Here is a 16,165-nt window from a genome sequence, read left to right as displayed (position 1 = left end):
CGCCGGGGCGCGGGCAGTCGCCCGGATGGTTGACTCCCCCGGCTTCGGCCACGCTAGAGTTGACGGACTTGTCAGTACCACCCAGACGAGAATTTCGAGGTTGAGCCGTGCCTAGTGGCCGAGTGAAGTGGTTCGACGCCGACAAGGGGTTCGGCTTCGTCTCCCGCGACGACGGCGGCAAGGACGTGTTCGTCCACCGCGACGCCCTGCCAGAGGGCGCCGAAGAACTCGTCAAGGGCCAGAAGGTCGAGTACAGCATCATCGACACCCGCCGCGGCGTGCAGGCGATGGGCGTCCACGTGCTCGCCGCGCCGCAGACCGGCACGGCCGCACCGGCCGCCGAGAAGCCCAAGCGCTCGCCCGAGGAGCTCAACAGCCTCTTGCAGGACATGATCGGCGTGCTGGAGCAGCAGATCATGCCGCCGCTCTCGCGCGGGCGGCGCCCCGACCGCAAGACCGGGGCGAAGATCGCCGAGATGCTCCGCGCCGTCGCCGACGATCTGGGCTGAGGCCGCCGGGCGGGAGATCGGCGCCGCGAGGCGGACGCGAATGCGTCTCATCGCGGGGTTCGCCGTCCGCCGGACGGCGCGGCGCGACGTAGTCTCGTGAGGTGACCTCCCAGCCCGACCAGGTCGACGCGCTGCTCGACCGGCTCTCTTCGCTCCCTTCGCTGCTGGTCGCCTTCTCCGGCGGCGCCGACTCGGCGTTCCTGCTGGCCGCCGCCGTCCGCGCGCTCGGCCCCGAGCGGGTCGAGGCCGCCACCGCCGTCTCGCCGTCGCTGCCGGGCAGTGAACTCGAGCACGCCCGCGGCTTCGCGGCCGGGCTGGGCGTCGCCCACCACGCGCCGGCCACCGACGAGCTCGCGCGCGAAGGCTACCGGCAGAACGCGGGGGACCGCTGCTTCTTCTGCAAGACCGAGCTGATGAGCGTCCTGGCGCCGCTGGCGGAGCGGCGCCGGATCGCGGCGGTCGCCACCGGCACGAACGCCGACGACGTCGTGGCCGGGTTCCGGCCCGGCATCCGCGCCGCGGCCGCGGCCGGGGCGATCACGCCGCTGGCCGACGCCGGGCTGGGCAAGGAGCGGATCAGGGCGGTCTCGCGGGAGTGGGGCCTGTCGACGTGGGACAAGCCGGCCGCGGCGTGCCTGTCGAGCCGGATCGCCTACGGCGTCGAGGTCACCGCCTCGGGACTGGAGCGCGTGGCCGCCGCGGAGGCGGCGCTGCGCGGCGCGCTGCGGACGGCGGGCATCCGGGTGCGGAACCTGCGGGTGCGGGACCTGGGCGACGACACGGCGAAGGTCGAGATCGACTCGGAACTGGTGGCGGCCGTGGCGGCGCGGAAGGACGTGCTCGCCGCCGTCGAGGGCTTCGCGGAGGTGCGGCTCGACGAGCGTGGATTCCGCTCGGGCGCGATGAACGAGCTGCTGCCGGACCCGGAGCGGTACCGCTGAGGCGGGCCCGATGCCGCCGCGAAGGCGGCGGTCGAAACGGGGGCGCGGACGGCGCTGGGTTGCGGGCGCGGTGCAGACTCGGGACCGTCGTTGAAAGGTCCCGGTGGGACGGGGCAGCGGTGATCGTCAGTGGAGGATGAGTCCGAAGCGACCGTCCCACCGGGTCCATAACCCCTCGGGAACCCCTCATTCCCCGAGGCTTTCACCGTGGGACACGAGACTGTGCGGGCCCTGAACCATTCCTGTCAATTCCCTGACATAGGTGTATTTGCCGCATAACGGTTCGCAATCGACTTCCTTACGGTTTCCGGGACGAATACTCCCCAATCGACAGACGTTTTGCTCTGATTCGGACTGATTCGCGCCGCTGACGCGGCGAGCGGCCCGGGAAGACCACCGGGCGGCGGAAACTCCGGACTGGACTGCGAACGCCGCCGAGGCGAGCGTGTAGAACGGTCCTGTGGATCTGTCAGGCTGCTCGAACGCGTACGAGCCGGGTTGCTCCACCGGCTGCGGCGCCCCGCTGGAGGCCGCCTGCAATCCCGGCGGCCCCTGCAACACCTGCTCCCGGGCCTGCGGCGGCGCCTCCGAGCCCGCTCCGGGCGCGATCGCCGCCGTCTTCGGCTTCGCCCGGCTCACCCCAGAGCGCCTCGAACGGGCCCGGCGGAGCCACCGCCCGCTCCCCCGGCGGCTCGGCCTGCGCGCCATCGCCGCCTACCGGAGGCTGCTCTCCCCGCGGGTGTCGGTGCAGTGCAGGTTCGTCCCGTCCTGCTCGGGCTACGGCTACCGGGCCGTCAGCCGCTACGGGCTGTGGACGGGCGGGCGCCTCGCCGCGGCGCGCGTGCTCCGCTGCCGCCCCGGAGTGACGCCAGGCACGCATGATCCGGTGCCCGGGCCGGGAGGCCCCCGATAAACTCCTGACCATGACCGACGTGAAGCAGACCGGCAAGCAGGCCAACCAGGATGTCAAGACCCGCGCCCGGGCGGTGAAGCCCGGCCATGTGGAGGTCGGCGAGTTCACCTCCGGCACCATCGGCGCCTCGGCGCCGTTCGGCCGGTCGGACTTCCCGCTGCCGATCGGGTCGATCCACTACGAGCACCCCGAGTCGATTCCGCAGCGCATCCTCGAGGACGAGCGCCACTGAGGCACAGCGACTTTGCAACGCGTTGCCGAAGTCTTGTAAGAAAATTTCATAGGTGGTATGTTCTTGCGCACACGGAGTGTCGCGCGCTTTCGGCGCTGCCCGCGAACCGCCGACCGGCTCCGTGCCCCCGTTCGACCCCGGAGGAAGAAACGCAATGCGGCGTACCACCCGATACGCGGCGGGGGTGCTGGTCTCGGCACTGGCACTCTCCGCCTGCACCGCCCCCGACGACCCGCCCGAGGACGAGCCGTCCTGGGAGGACGAGCCCACCGACTCCCAGCTCGCGGCCCACGCCGCCGTCCCCGACGATGCGGCCGAGCAGTTCTACTTCGTCCTGACCGACCGCTTCGCCGACGGCGACGCGTCCAACAACACCGGCGGCATCACCGGTGAGGCGCTCGACCACGGCTTCGACCCCACGCAGCGGCAGTTCTACCAGGGCGGCGACCTCGCGGGCGTGGAGCAGAACCTCGACTACATCGAGGGCCTGGGCACCACCGCGATCTGGCTGACCCCCGTCGTGGTCAACCAGCCCGTGCAGGTCTCCGACACCTGGACCGGCGCCGGCTACCACGGCTACTGGGGCACCGACTTCACCGCCGTCGACCCGCACCTGGGCGACGACGAGGCGCTCCAGAGCCTCATCGGCGCCGCCCACGAGCGCGGCATCAAGATCTACCTCGACATCGTCGTCAACCACACCGCCGACGTCATCGGGTACGCCGAGGACGGCGACGCGTACGTATCCAAAGAGGACCAGCCGTACCTCGACGCCGAAGGGCGGCCCTTCGACGACTCGAACTACGCCGCCTCCGATCAGTTCCCCGAGCTCGGAGCGGAGACGTTCCCGTACACGCCCGTCCTCGCCGAGGGCGAGGAGCAGGCCAGGAAGCCCGACTGGCTGAACGACCCGGCGATGTACCACAACCGCGGCGAGTCCACCTTCGCCGGCGAGTCCTCCGAGTACGGCGACTTCGCCGGGCTCGACGACCTGTGGACCGAGCGGCCCGAGGTCGTCCGGGGCTGGACCGAGGTCTACGCCGACTGGATCACCGAGGCCGGCGTCGACGGCTTCCGCATCGACACCGCCAAGCACGTGAACATGGAGTTCTGGCCGCAGTTCATGGCGGGCATCCGCGAGGCCGCCGACGCGCGCGGGATCGACTTCTTCACCTTCGGCGAGGTCTCCTCCGGCGACGCGAACCTGACGAGCGAGTACGTGCGCCAGGGCCGGCTCGACGCCGTGCTCGACTTCGGCTTCAACGGCGCCGCGACCGGATTCGTCACCGGCTCGGCCGGAGCCGAGGGGCTCGCCGCCGTCTACGCGTCCGACCCGCTGTTCAACTCCCCGGGCACCGACGCGCTCACCATGCCGACGTTCGTGTCCAACCACGACTCGGGCCGCGTCGGCACCGCCATCACCGCGGGCACCGACGAGGCCACCTGGCTCGACCGGGCGATCCTGGCCGAGGAGCTCATGTTCCTCACCCGCGGCCAGCCGGTCGTCTACTACGGCGACGAGCAGGGCTTCACCGGCTCGGGCCGGGACGACTACTCGCGGCAGTCCCTGTTCGCCTCCCAGGTCCCCGACTACCTCGACGACGAGCTCATCGGCACCGACGCCACGCACGCCGAGGACAACTACGACACCGAGCACCCGATCTACCGGGCGATCGCCGAGCTCGGGCAGCTGCGAAAGGACCACCCGGCGCTCAGCGACGGCGTCCAGCTCACGCGCTCGAGCGCGAACGGCGTGTTCGCCTTCTCCCGCATCCACTCCGAGGAGGGCGTGGAGTACCTGGTGGCGGTCTCGAACTCCGAGACCGAGCAGACCGTCGAGGTCGAGACCTATTCGGACGCCTTCACCTCCGTGTACGGGGACGGCTCGATCACGGCCGCGGACGGCGCCGCGTCCATCACCGTCCCGCCGCTGTCGGCGGTGGTCTTCCGCGCCGACGACGCGATCGGCACCGGGGACGGGCCGGCCGTGACCGTCGAGGTCGCCGCGGAGTCGGCCACCACCGCGCACGTCACCGCCGAGGTGAGCGGCGACCCGCTCGCGCGCGTCGCCTTCGCCGCCTCCGTCGACGGCGGCGAATGGGCCTACATCGGCGCCTCGCCCGGACCGGACCACCGGATCGCCCTCGACCTCAAGGGCCTGAGCGGGAACGCGAGCGTCGAGTTCAAGGCCGTCGCCCTCGACCGGGAGGGCCGCACCGCCTCCGGCAAGGCGAGCACCACTGTGGCCACTCCCGACTCCGGGAGCGACTCGCCGCTGTGGGCCAACGTCCACTACGACGGCGACCCCGGGCAGTGGGGCCTGTACGTGTGGGGCGACGTCGCCGAGGAGTCGAGCACCGTGTGGCCCGACGGGAACGCGTTCAGCGGTGAGACCTCCTACGGCGGCTTCGCGCCACTCAAGCTGGCCGAGGACGCCGACGAGGTCGGCTACATCGTCGTCGACGGGGAGGGGAACAAGGACTTCGACGGCGACCGGACCTTCGACCCGAGCGTGAACTCCGAGATCTGGCTGAGCGCCGGATCCGGCGAGGTCGCGCACTCCCTGGCCGAGGCGAGAGGGCACGTCACCGTCCACGCTCCCGCGGGTGACACCGACTGGGGGCTGCACCTGTGGGGCGAGGCGCTCGCCGACGGCGTCGCCACCGACTGGGAGGCACCGAGACCGCCCGACGGGACCGACGAGTGGGGCCGGTACTGGCAGGTGCCGGTCGACGACGTCGACGCCGAGATGGGCTTCGTCGTCCACTCGGGAGAGACGAGGCTGCACGAGTCCGACGTCGTGCTCACGCCCTCGTCGCTCGGCGAGACGTGGGTGACCGCCGCGGGCGCCCACGACAGCCGGGCCGCCGCCGACGGCAAGGCCGTCATCCACTACCAGCGCCCCGAGGGCGACACCGACGGCTGGGTGCTGCACACCTGGGAGGGCGCGTCGGACCCGACCGACTGGAACGCCGGACTCGAACCGGTCGGCGCCGACCGCTTCGGGCTCGTGTACGAGGTGGACCTGGCCGAGGGCGCCGAGGCGCTGTCCTACATCCTCCACCGCGGCGAGGAGAAGGACCTCCCGAGCGACCAGCGGCTCGTGTTCGCCGAGCACGGCAACGAAGTGTGGATCACCGCCGCCACCGAGGGCTACGTGCGCCCGGCGGGAGCGGCGGCCTCCCGGAGCCAGGACCTCGACCTGGGAAGCGAGCGCGCGATCTGGCTCGACGAGGACACGGTCGCCATGGACGTCGAGGACACCGACGGCAAGGTCTTCGAGCTGCTCGCCAGTGACGACGGCTCCATCGCCGTCGAGGACGGCGCCCTGACCGGGAACTTCGAGACGATCCCGCTGACGCCCGCGGGCGGCCTGACCGAAGCGCAGCGCCGAGCGAACCCGCAGTACTGGGACTACCGGGCCTTCACCGTCGACGCCGACGTGAAGGAGGCGCTGCGCGGGCAGCTCGTCGCGGTCGAACGCGACCACACCGGGTACGCCTGGTACGCCACGGGCGTGCAGACCGCCGGGGCGCTCGACGCGGTCTACGCCGAAGCGCTCGACGCCGAGCTCGGCCTGACGTGGCAGGGGAACAAGCCGACCGTCTCGGTGTGGGCGCCGACGGCCCGCTCGGTCCAGTTGGAGCTGTTCGACACCCCCGGCGCCGAGCCGACGCCGCACGAGATGTCCTTCGACGAGGACACCGGCGTGTGGTCGGTCAAGGGCAAGCAGAGCTGGGACAGGAAGTACTACCGCTTCGCCGTCGAGGTGTGGCATCCGGCCACGCAGCGGATCGAGTCCTACTCGGTCACCGACCCGTACTCGGTGTCCTTGGCGGCGAACTCCACCCACAGCCAGATCGTCGACCTCGACGACGAGGACCTGAAACCCGAGGGCTGGGACGAGCTGTCCAAGCCCGAGGCGGTTGAGCCGTCCGAGGCGCAGGTGTGGGAGGTGCACGTCCGCGACTTCTCGATCGCCGACGAGTCGGTCCCCGAGGAGCTGCGCGGCACGTACGCGGCGTTCACCGAGACCGATTCGGTCGCGGTGCGGCACCTCGCGGAGCTGGCCGACGCCGGTCTGACCCACGTGCACCTGCTGCCGACCTTCGACATCGCGACGATCCCCGAGACCGGTCAGGCCGAACCGGCCTGCGACCTGGGCTCCTTCGCACCGGACTCGCCCGATCAGCAGGCCTGCGTCGGCGAGGCCCGCGCCGAGGACGGCTACAACTGGGGCTACGACCCGTACCACTTCAACGCTCCAGAAGGGTCATACGCGACCGAGCCCGACGGGGCGCGGCGAATCCTGGAGTACCGGCAGATGGTCGCCGCGCTCAACGGGCTCGGGCTGCGGGTGGTCAACGACGTGGTCTACAACCACACCTCGGCCTCCGGCGTCGACGAGCGGTCCGTGCTGGACCGGATCGTGCCCGGCTACTACCACCGGCTCGACCCGAACGGCGAGGTCTACACCTCGACGTGCTGCCAGAACACCGCGCCCGAGCACGCGATGTTCGGCAAGTTCGTCGTGGAGTCGGCCGCGCTGTGGGCCGAGGCGTACAAGGTCGACGGCTTCCGCTTCGACCTGATGGGCCACCACCCGAAGGACAACATCCTGGCCGTCCGCGAGGCGCTCGACGCGATCGACCCGGACATCATGATGTACGGCGAGGGCTGGGACTTCGGCGAGGTCGCCGGGGACGCCCTGTTCGAGCAGGCGACACAGGCGAACATGGCGGGCACCGGCGTCGGGACGTTCAACGACCGGATGCGCGACGCCGTGCGCGGCGGCGGCCCCTTCGACGAGGACCCGCGGGTCCAGGGCTTCGGCTCGGGGCTGTGGAGCGGGGACAACGGCTCGGGCGCGAGCGGCTCGGAGGACGAGCAGCTGGCCGCGCTGCTGCACGCCGGGGACCTGACGAAGCTGGGCCTGGCGGGCAACCTCGCGGACTACACCTTCGTCGCCTCGAACGGGCGGCTCGTCTCGGGCGCCGAGCTCGACTACAACGGCGCGGGCGCCGGGTACACGGCCGAGCCGGGCGAGGCGGTGAACTACGTCGACGCGCACGACAACGAGATCCTGTTCGACGCCCTCGCCTACAAGCTCGACGGCGGCGTCGACGGCACCGACCGGGCCCGGATGCAGGTGCTGAGCCTGGCGACGGCGGTGCTGAGCCAGGGGACCGGCTTCGTCACGGCCGGCTCGGAGCTGCTGCGCTCGAAGTCGCTGGACCGGGACTCGTACGACTCGGGCGACTGGTTCAACGCGATCCGCTGGGACTGCGAGGGCACCGAGCCGTTCGGGCCGTCGAGCAACGGCTTCGGCACCGGGCTGCCGCCGGCGTGGACGAGCGAGGACAAGTGGCCGTTCGCAGAGGAGGCCCTGGCGCAGGTGGAGCAGCCGACGTGCGAGGACATCGAGCTGGCGGGCGCGCGGTACGCGGAGCTGCTGCGGATCGCGTCCTCGACCTCGGCGTTCAGCCTCGGCGACGCCGAGGAGGTGGCCGAGCGGGTCTCGTTCCCGCTCTCGGGCGAGGGCGAGACGCCCGGCGTCATCACGATGACGATCGACATGGACGGCACCGGCGACGCGTTCGAGCAGGTCACGGTGGTCTTCAACGCCACGCCGGAGGCGGTCGGCCAGACCGTGGAGGACCTGGCCGGGACGGGCGCCGAGCTGCACCCGGTGCTGACCGACTCGGCCGACGAGGCGTTCGCCGACGCCGCCTTCGACGACGCGACGGGGACGTTCACGGTCCCGGGCAGGACGGTGGCGGTGTTCGTCAGCTGAGGGGCCGCGGCGGTGCCGCCGAGTGGCGGCCCGAATCTGCTCGGTAGCTAACGATTCGGGCCTTGACAGGCCAGGAATACTGAGGGGTACTTTTGGATCCCTGAAACCGGGGCGGGCGGTCGGCGTCCGTCCCGGTTTGTCGTCCCTCACCCGGAGCGCGGCTCATGGCCGCGGCACCGGCGGCTGCGTCCGTGGGGAAACCCGGATACGATTCGGATATGACATACCCCCCGCAAGGCCAGCCGGGCGACCCGTACGGGCAGCCCCAGCCGAACAGCCAGCCGCCCGCCGACGGCTACGCGCCCGGTCAGGTCGGCCCGGGCTACGGTGCTCCCCAGCCGCAGTACACGCAGCCGGACGCGGGCCAGGGCGCATACCCCCCTCCCCCGCCGCCCGGATACGGGCCGCCGCCGGGCCAGCCCGACGCCTACGGGCAGTACGGGCCGCCGCCGGTGCAGGCGAGCAGCAGGGGCGGGGCCGGCACGGCCGTGCTCATCGTCGTGGTCCTCATCCTCATGGTCGGCGGCGGCGTCGCCGGCTACCTGCTCCTGGGCGGCGACGACAACGAGGGCACCACGACCGCGGGCGATGAGAGCACCAGCGAGCCCGCCGAGGAGAGCCCCGAAGGGGACGGCGAGTCGCCCGACGGCGGCGGCGGCGAGGAGGACGACGGCGAGGCGCCCGCGCCCGACGGCGACTCCCTGATCGTGGAGTCCCTGGGCGCGGTCACGCCCGCGCCCGGCGAGCCGTGGGCGTACTTCGAGGGCCCCGGCGTGCCCGGCGACATCAGCGACGACGCGAGCTCCCACTACATCCAGCACGAAGCCAACTGGATCTCGTACCTGGAGGTCGGCCTGGCCACCAACCTGTACGCCCCGTACGACCCCGCCGACCTCCAGGGCAGCGCCATCGCGGCGCTCGACACCTGGACCCACAGCGACGCGTTCGCGAGCACGGAGGGCTTCCAGGTGTCCGATCCGACGGTCACCGATGTCGAGGTCGACGGGCTTCCCGGGGTGATGGCGGAGGCGACCGTGTCGTGGACGTCGAGCGACAGCACGACGGACCTGTACGAGGACGTCACGGTCGTGCTGGTCGACGTCGACGGCGTCAACGGCTTCATCGGGCTGGCGAGCGTCCCCGAGTCCGGCACCGACGCCAGGCAGGCGGCCGTGGACGCGCTGCTGGCGACGACGTTCGGGAGCGAGACCGCTTAGCCGCCGCTCGGGCCCGCACTGACGCGCGAGGCGTCCTCCCCGCATCGCGGGCCGACGCCTCGCGGTCCTCGGCTTCGCCGTGGCGTCTCGCCGCCCTCGCCGGATGCTTCGATTCATGAAGTCTTCGGACATTTCGGAGCGGTTCGGATAGCGTCCCCCACATGGTGGAGAGGCCGTGCGAAGGTTTGACGGGCCGGATGGCGCCCGAGCGGGCGCGGGCGGTGGCCGAGGCCCATCCGTTGCGCTGGCGGGCGCTGGAACGGCATCCGGTGGCGATCGCGGTGCTGGTGGTCGTCGCGATGATGGCCGCATTGCAGCTCGAACGCGTGTACACCGGGTCGAGCGCCTACGGGGAGCTGCTCTACGGCGCGGGCCTGCGGGCGGCGCTGTGCGCGGTGCTGGTGTGGCTGGTGGCCGGATCGGGCCTGCTCGACGCGATCGGACTGACCAGCCGACCGGTGTGGCGGTCGATGTGGTTGTGGTGGCTGCCGCTCGTCCTGTTGCCCGTGATCGTGGCCGCCCATCCGAGCCCCGCGGGCGCCGCCGACGCCGGGTGGCTGGGGCTGGCGGCGGTCAACGTGTTCTTCGTCGGGTTCCTCGAAGAACTCGTGGTCCGCGGTGTGGTGCTGTTCTTGCTGGTGTACGCCTGGCGTGAGCGTGAGCATGGCGTCGTGTCCGCCGTGCTGGCCTCCTCGGCCCTGTTCGGCCTCGCCCACATCGTCAACTCGCTCGGAAGCAGCGCCCCGTGGAGCGACACCCTGCCGCAGATCGTCTACGCCTTCCTGATCGGGGTGGGCCTGTCCGCGCTGGTCCTCCGCACCAACACGCTCTGGATCGGCATCCTGTGGCACGCGGCTTTCGACTTCGTCGACACCGGCCTGTCCGGCCCGCCCGCCGCGGCCGACACGCAGGCGGAGGCCGCCGCGACCGTGGAATCGGCTGTGGGGTCGATCGCGCTGTTCGTCGTCCTGCTCGTCTACGGGCTCGTCCTCGTGCGCCGCCGCGAACCCGCCGCCGAACCCGTGCCATCGGATCGACAGGCGGTCGCCTAGCCTGACCGCCGTGTTCCCGGTGTCGCCGCCGGCGCGCGGCCGCGTCAGTCGCTGGTGCGGATCTGCTCCAGGTAGGTCAGGGGCTCCTCGCGGAAGACCATGAGCTCGCGCAGCGCCTCCTTCTGGGCGGTGGTGATCGCGACGTCCTCCTCGGAGAGGGCGCCGACGAGCGTCGGGATCGCGTCGGCCCAGGCCCCTGCCCTGCCGTGGACAAGGATCATCTCGCGGTACCTCGGGCCGATCCTCGGCGCGAGCTCGTCGGTGATGCGGCTGCTGAGCCGGTAGAAATCGTTGACTTCCATGCTGCTTCCCATGATCGGGGCCGCTACCTCGGCGGCGGGGGCGGGTTGGTGGTGACTCCTTCGCCGCTGACCGGGTGGCCGCCGGAGATGCTGCCGTCCTTGTCGAGCGTAACAACGCAGGTGATGCCGTCGCGGGTGCCGGTGACCACCCAGCCGTCGCCGTGCGGGCGGGCCTGCGGCGGGCCGTCCGGGTTCGTGGCGATGCTCTTGAACCAGGCCTCGACCTGCTGCTTGGTGGTGCCGGGCGGGAACTTCGTCTTGCCGGGCTCGGTGGAGGTGGGCTTGTGGTCGCCGTTGCCGCGGCCGTCGCCGTCCCAGACCTTGTCCATCGTCCCGTCGCCCATCTCACCGAAGCGCGTCATGTCGTATCTCGCGTCTTCGTAGGCCGGGTCGTCCCAGGGGTTCTTCGGCTTGTTGCCTCCGTTTCCGGGGTCGGACGGGTTGCTCCCGCCGCCCGCCTCGCCCTGGTCGAACGCGGCCCGCGTCGCCTCGACGCCGGACGTGACGCCTTTGGGATGCGGCCGGACGCGGGGCGGGCCGGGTCTGGGGCCGGGTTTGGGCCCGGGGGTCTTGTCGAGCGCCAGGGCGATCGCGACCACGACGATGAGCTTGAAGAGCGCGCGCATGAGGACCTAACTGCCGAGGAGCTGCTGGAGGGCCTGGAGGCTCGTGACGAGGGCGATCACGAGCTCGATCACCGTCGCGACGACCTGCGCGATCATGCCCGCGGCCTGCGCGGCCACGGCCGGGATGCCGACGCCGGTCGCGCAGAGTCCCAGCCACACCGGCAGGCGGATGAGCAGGGTCGCCACGAGCTGCGCGATGATGTCGCGCACGAGTTCGCGGGTGAGGGTCACCAGGGTCCCGGCGCCGGTGGTGGCGGCGCTCATCGCCGCGCACAGCTGGGCCAGGCCGCCGGTGCCCTCCACGTTGTTGCCCATGTTGGCCTTGTAGGCGTCGGCCGCATCGTCCTTCCAGCCGGTGATGTCCGCGTCGATGAACCCGCTCAGTTCGTCTTTGACGGCCATCAGCTCGTTCGCCATGTTGGTCCACGTCTGGGCGTGCGCGGTGAGGACGTCGGCGTCGCCGGTGAGGTCGTCGAGGAGTTCGCGCAGCGGCTCGATCAGCTCGATGAGCCAGGACACGCCGGTGGAGACGATGGCGCCGAGCGGGTCGAGGAACCCGACGGCGCTCATCGCGGTCGAGAGGCCGGCGAGCGAGGCGTCCACCCACGACTCGGACTTGATCGCGGCCACGACGTCGGCGATATCCTCGCCGATCCCCGCGCCCTTCCAGAAGTGGTGCGAGTCCTCGACGTCCGCGACCAGGGGGTTGTCGCCCATCTACATCTCCTCGAAGAGCTTGTCGAGATCGCCCGCGGCGGTCGTGTCGGACTCCTCGTAGGTGTCGGCGCATTCCCTGAGCGTGTCGACGTGGGTGCCGAGGTTGTGCGCGGCCTTGTCGAACAGGGGCTCGATCATGGTGTGCTTCTCCTCCAGGATCCCGGCCATCCACTCGCACAGGGGCCCGAAGGCGTCGGGGGCGGCGGTGATCTCCGCGGAGGCCGCCTTGACGGTCTCGTAGCGCTGGATGAGACTTTCGACGTGCCCCGCGTGGGTGCGCAGCTCCTCGGGGTCGACCTCGATGCCGCCGCTCACGGTCGGCCTTCCGCAGGGGGGCCGAGCCGTTCCCGGAGGCTCTGGGCCACGGCCCTGCCGGTCTCGGAGTCCGCGCCGACGGTGCCCGCGATGATCTCCTGGGTCTGGTCCGCGATCCGCCGCTTGGCCTCGGCCAGGGCCTCCATGAGCGCCCGGGAGACGGCTTCGGGGACGGCGCGCTGGATGCGCGCGGAGAACTCGGCTTCGAGCAGGCCGCCGCCGGAGTCCACTGTGACCGTGGCGAGCCCGTTCGAGTCGCTCGCGGTCGCCGTCAGCGCCTGCATCCGGGACGCCATCTCCTGGGTCGCGGCGGCCGTCCGCTCGTAGGCGGCCCGGCGCTCTTCGAGTCTGGCGACGGCGTCATCGGCACCGAGCACACGTCTGTCCATGGTGTATCACTCCTTGCATCGCCGACGATCGGGGGCCGGTGCCCACACGGATACGAGAATACTTCTCATTTGCACCTATGCGGTTGCGAGCCTTGCCACACGGCAAGAGACGACTCGGCGGTGCCGAAGACGTCACGGGCCACGGAGCCCGAGCCGCGCGTCAGCCGTCCTCGGCCCCGGCGTCGAGTTTGCGCTGGACCTGGTCGGCGTACACGGCGTTCCCGTAGGCCCGATAGAGACGCAGGGCCTTCTCCCACTCGGCTCGGGCCGCGGCCGGCTCGCCCATGGCGAGACGCGTGTCGCCGACGTGCTCGGCGACGTAGGCCAAGCCGGCCTCCATGCCGTGCTCACCGAACAGGCGCCAGGCGTCGCCGTAGCACCGCAGCGCGTCCTCGAACCGGCCCTCCCGGTGAGCGACGTAGCCGAACCCGAGCGAGGCGGTCGCCACGCCGACGGCGCTGTCGATGTCCCGTGAGGCGGACAGCAGCTGCTGGAAACACGTCCGCGCCCGGTCGAGATCGCCGATCTGGGCGCTGTGCCAGCCGATCACGTACACCGACCGTGTCTCCCCCGCCCTGTCTTCGGCCTCGTGGAAGCACTCGGCGGCGCGCGTGGCGTAGTCGATCGCTTCCCTGTCCAGCCCGTTGCGGCCCGAGTAGATCGACAGCGCGTGGAACACGAAGCCCTTCGCCCTGGGCATCGTGTGCTCTTCGGCCAGGGCCATCGCGTGGTCGAGCCGGGCCATGGCGGCGTCGCGGTCATCGAGGTAGAACAGGCCCGCTGAGAGGTACCCGAGCGAGACGATCTCGGCGAACACGTCGCGGCTCCGCCTGGCGGCGGCGAGCGCCGCCGCCTGGCAGTCGATCATGTCCTGCGGGCGATGCTGCACCATGGTGTACTCGGCCAGGCACCATGCGAGCTGCCAGATGTGCCTGTCGAGCGCTGGGTCGACCTCGAACCGCACGAGTGCCATCAGCACCGGGTACTCGGCCGCCAGCCAGTTGCGGGCCGTCCGCAGATCGCGGATCGGTTCGGGCGCCACCTCCGGGAGCGGCTCGTCGAGGTCGAGCTGGTCCCTGAAGGACGCCAAGTGCATGTCGGCGCGATCGGCGGTGTGGAGATAGTGCTTCAGCATCCGCCGGACGGCCTGTGAACGCTCGGCCGCGTCGGCCTCGGCCTCCAGGCGTTCGGCGGCGAAGGCGCGCAGCAGGTCGTGCGTGGTGAACCGGCCCGGCTTGTGCTCGTGGACGAGCTGCACGGTGGCGAGTTCACGCAGGGCCTCCTCGGCCTGCCTGGGGTCGAGGGCGGCGAGGCTGGCCATGGCCGCTGCGGTGATGTCGGGGCCGGGGTGGAGCCCGAGCAGGCGGAACGCCTTCCTCGCGCGCGAGCCGAGTTCCTGGTAGGAGCAGGAGAACACGGTCCTGGGGTCGGAGGTCGGGTCGTCGGCGGAGAGGACCCTGAGGACGTTCCCGGTCGATTCGAGCCGGTCGGCGAGCGAGGAGAGCGGCAGGCGGGGGTTCGCCGCGGCCCAGGCCCCGACCAGGCACAGCGCGAGCGGCAGGCCGGCGCAGATCGCGATGATCCGCCTCGCGGCCCTGGTCTCGGCGAGGTCGTCGGCGACGAAGCGGCGCAGGACCGCCGTCGACTCCTCGTGGGTGAGGACGTCGAGCGGGACCGGGGTGGCGCCGTCCAGGCCGATCAGGCCCATGAGCGGGTTGCGGCTGGTGACGACGGTGAAGCTGCCCGCGGAGGCGGGCAGGAGCGGCCGGACCTGCTGGGCGTCGCGCACGTTGTCCAGCACGACGAGGACGCGGCGCCCGGCCAGGATGGTGCGGTAGAGGTCGGCCTGCTCCTCGATGTCGCCGGGGAGCTGGTGCTGGTCGACGCCGAGGCGGCGCAGGGCTTTGCCGAGTGCCGGGCCCGGCCCGGTCTCGGGCGCCACCGGGTCGAATCCGCGCAGGTCGAAGTAGAAGCAGCCGTCGGGGAAGCGTCCGGCGACCTTGTGGGCCCATTGCAGCGCCAGGGAGGTCTTGCCGACCCCGCCCATGCCGCTGACGACGGCGAGCCCGGCCCGGTCGGCGCTGGCGTCCAGGGCCGCGTCGAGCAGCTTGAGCTCGTGGCCGCGGCCGGTGAAGCGGGGCGGGGCGGCCTGCAGCGTGAACGGGGTGCGGGCCGGCTTCGGCGGCGCGACGGGCTCGGCGGCGGCCGGGGCGGTGTCGAGGTCCTCCTGGAGAATCCGGGTGTGGATCTCGCGCAGTTCGCGGTCGGGATCGAAGCCGAGCTTGTCGGCCTGCCGCTCCTTGACCGCCTCGAAGAACTCCAGGGCCTCCCCGGTGCGGCCCGAGGCGTGGAGCGCGCGCATCAGCTGGGCGGCGAAGCGCTGGCGGGTGGGGTGGCGGCGGACGGTCTCGCGGAGCTCGCCGAGCAGCCGGTGGTGCCCGCCCAGCGCCAGTTCGACGTCGAAGCGCTGCTCCAGCAGCGAGAGGCGGTCCCCGTCCAGGGTGCGGGCGATCGACTCGACCATGTGGCCGGACATGCCTGCCAGGGCCGGGCCGCGCCATTCGGCGAGCGCGCCCCGCAGCCGCGCGCCGGCCGCTTCGAGGTCGCCGGCCTCCCGGAGGGCGCGGGCGTGCCGCTCGGCGGCCTTGCAGCGCAGCACGTCGAGCTCCGAGTCGGCGACGTTGAACTGGTAGGCGTCCTCGCTGACGGTCTTCAGGCGCTCTTTGAGCAGGCCGTGGGCCCGGCGGATCTCGCCGACGATGTTCTGGATCTGCTTCTTCGGGTTGTCGGGGAGTTCGGCGTCCTCCCACAGCCCCCGGGCGAGGCCGGTGATCTGCACCGGCTTGTTCGCCTCGTCGAGCAGCATGACGAGCACTTTGCGGGTGTTGCGTCCCGGGATGGTGACCGGTTCGCCGTCGACTCGGACCTCGAAGGGCCCGAGCAGGCGGGCGTCGAGTACTGGCATGTGAGGCGGCCTTACTGCTGGGGGCATCCACTGCCAGTGTCCCACATAGATGTCGATGACCGGATCCTCCGATCCGTGAACGGCCGGGGACCTCGGCGCCCGGCTCGGGCCGTCCATGATCGTTCGGGGACGGATCCGGGAGGCGGCGCGCGAGCATTCGCCTGATCCGATGCGGAGGCGGCCGTGGCGCCGC

13 protein-coding genes are annotated in these 16,165 nt (G+C 71.5%); 7 read left to right on the top strand and 6 right to left on the bottom strand.

The genetic code is table 11. The annotated features are described in order from the left end of the window. Positions 1-107: 107 nt before the first annotated feature. From YWW_RS38070 to YWW_RS34395, 7 genes are all read left to right on the top strand, one after another. Positions 108-509, top strand: a complete 402-nt coding sequence (locus YWW_RS38070; RefSeq protein ID WP_026931581.1) for a cold shock domain-containing protein — start codon at positions 108-110, stop codon at positions 507-509. Between the two features lie 101 nt (positions 510-610). Continuing rightward, positions 611-1,450, top strand: coding sequence for an ATP-dependent sacrificial sulfur transferase LarE (larE, locus tag YWW_RS0120555; RefSeq protein ID WP_026931580.1), 840 nt, complete (start codon positions 611-613; stop codon positions 1,448-1,450). Between the two features lie 460 nt (positions 1,451-1,910). Continuing rightward, a complete protein-coding gene (gene yidD, locus YWW_RS31940; RefSeq protein WP_211228636.1) occupies positions 1,911-2,363 on the top strand; it encodes a membrane protein insertion efficiency factor YidD in 453 nt (150 codons plus the stop codon). Between the two features lie 10 nt (positions 2,364-2,373). Then, positions 2,374-2,595, top strand: coding sequence for a hypothetical protein (locus YWW_RS0120545; protein ID WP_026931579.1), 222 nt, complete (start codon positions 2,374-2,376; stop codon positions 2,593-2,595). Positions 2,596-2,749: 154 nt separating this feature from the next. Further along, positions 2,750-8,389: a pullulanase-type alpha-1,6-glucosidase gene (pulA, locus tag YWW_RS31935; protein WP_081687621.1), complete on the top strand. Its 5,640-nt coding sequence runs from the start codon at positions 2,750-2,752 to the stop codon at positions 8,387-8,389. Between the two features lie 218 nt (positions 8,390-8,607). Further along, positions 8,608-9,606, top strand: a complete 999-nt coding sequence (locus YWW_RS34400) for a flagellar basal body-associated FliL family protein (RefSeq protein ID WP_026931578.1) — start codon at positions 8,608-8,610, stop codon at positions 9,604-9,606. Between the two features lie 197 nt (positions 9,607-9,803). Then, entirely contained in the window at positions 9,804-10,658 is an 855-nt protein-coding gene (locus YWW_RS34395) for a CPBP family intramembrane glutamic endopeptidase (protein ID WP_026931577.1), read from the top strand. A gap of 44 nt (positions 10,659-10,702) precedes the next feature. Here the strand turns inward: YWW_RS34395 and YWW_RS0120525 are convergent, their stop codons facing one another. From YWW_RS0120525 to YWW_RS31915, 6 genes are all read right to left on the bottom strand, one after another. Next, positions 10,703-10,960, bottom strand: a complete 258-nt coding sequence (locus YWW_RS0120525; protein ID WP_026931576.1) for a hypothetical protein — start codon at positions 10,958-10,960, stop codon at positions 10,703-10,705. 23 nt (positions 10,961-10,983) lie between these two features. After that, positions 10,984-11,586, bottom strand: coding sequence for an EndoU domain-containing protein (locus YWW_RS0120520; protein ID WP_026931575.1), 603 nt, complete (start codon positions 11,584-11,586; stop codon positions 10,984-10,986). 6 nt (positions 11,587-11,592) lie between these two features. Next, a complete protein-coding gene (locus YWW_RS0120515; protein WP_026931574.1) occupies positions 11,593-12,303 on the bottom strand; it encodes a WXG100 family type VII secretion target in 711 nt (236 codons plus the stop codon). Continuing rightward, the gene (locus YWW_RS0120510) at positions 12,304-12,618 is read right to left on the bottom strand and encodes a type VII secretion target (RefSeq protein WP_026931573.1); all 315 of its coding nucleotides are present in this window, start codon (positions 12,616-12,618) and stop codon (positions 12,304-12,306) included. Further along, complete coding sequence (locus YWW_RS31920; protein ID WP_081687620.1) at positions 12,615-13,007, bottom strand: YbaB/EbfC family nucleoid-associated protein; 393 nt, start codon at positions 13,005-13,007, stop codon at positions 12,615-12,617. The genes YWW_RS0120510 and YWW_RS31920 overlap by 4 nt, the downstream gene beginning before the upstream one ends. 160 nt (positions 13,008-13,167) lie before the next feature. Continuing rightward, on the bottom strand, positions 13,168-15,972 hold the full coding sequence (locus YWW_RS31915; RefSeq protein ID WP_051326104.1) for an AfsR/SARP family transcriptional regulator: 2,805 nt from the start codon (positions 15,970-15,972) through the stop codon (positions 13,168-13,170). Positions 15,973-16,165: the final 193 nt, after the last annotated feature.

Source organism: Glycomyces tenuis DSM 44171 (genome assembly GCF_000427885.1).
GTDB lineage: Bacteria > Actinomycetota > Actinomycetes > Mycobacteriales > Micromonosporaceae > Glycomyces > Glycomyces tenuis.
Note: the sequence above shows the minus strand (reverse complement) of the source record. Positions and strands in the feature narration are given on the sequence as shown.

Excerpts from the sequence above, each read along its gene's own strand:
- YWW_RS0120545 (WP_026931579.1), top strand. The coding sequence starts at position 2,374 with ATGACCGACGTGAAGCAGACCGGCAAGCAGGCCAACCAGGATGTCAAG.
- pulA (WP_081687621.1), top strand. The coding sequence starts at position 2,750 with ATGCGGCGTACCACCCGATACGCGGCGGGGGTGCTGGTCTCGGCACTG.
- YWW_RS34400 (WP_026931578.1), top strand. The coding sequence starts at position 8,608 with ATGACATACCCCCCGCAAGGCCAGCCGGGCGACCCGTACGGGCAGCCC.
- YWW_RS34395 (WP_026931577.1), top strand. The coding sequence starts at position 9,804 with ATGGCGCCCGAGCGGGCGCGGGCGGTGGCCGAGGCCCATCCGTTGCGC.
- YWW_RS0120525 (WP_026931576.1), bottom strand. The coding sequence starts at position 10,960 with ATGGAAGTCAACGATTTCTACCGGCTCAGCAGCCGCATCACCGACGAG.
- YWW_RS0120520 (WP_026931575.1), bottom strand. The coding sequence starts at position 11,586 with ATGCGCGCGCTCTTCAAGCTCATCGTCGTGGTCGCGATCGCCCTGGCG.
- YWW_RS0120515 (WP_026931574.1), bottom strand. The coding sequence starts at position 12,303 with ATGGGCGACAACCCCCTGGTCGCGGACGTCGAGGACTCGCACCACTTC.
- YWW_RS31920 (WP_081687620.1), bottom strand. The coding sequence starts at position 13,007 with ATGGACAGACGTGTGCTCGGTGCCGATGACGCCGTCGCCAGACTCGAA.
- YWW_RS31915 (WP_051326104.1), bottom strand. The coding sequence starts at position 15,972 with ATGCCAGTACTCGACGCCCGCCTGCTCGGGCCCTTCGAGGTCCGAGTC.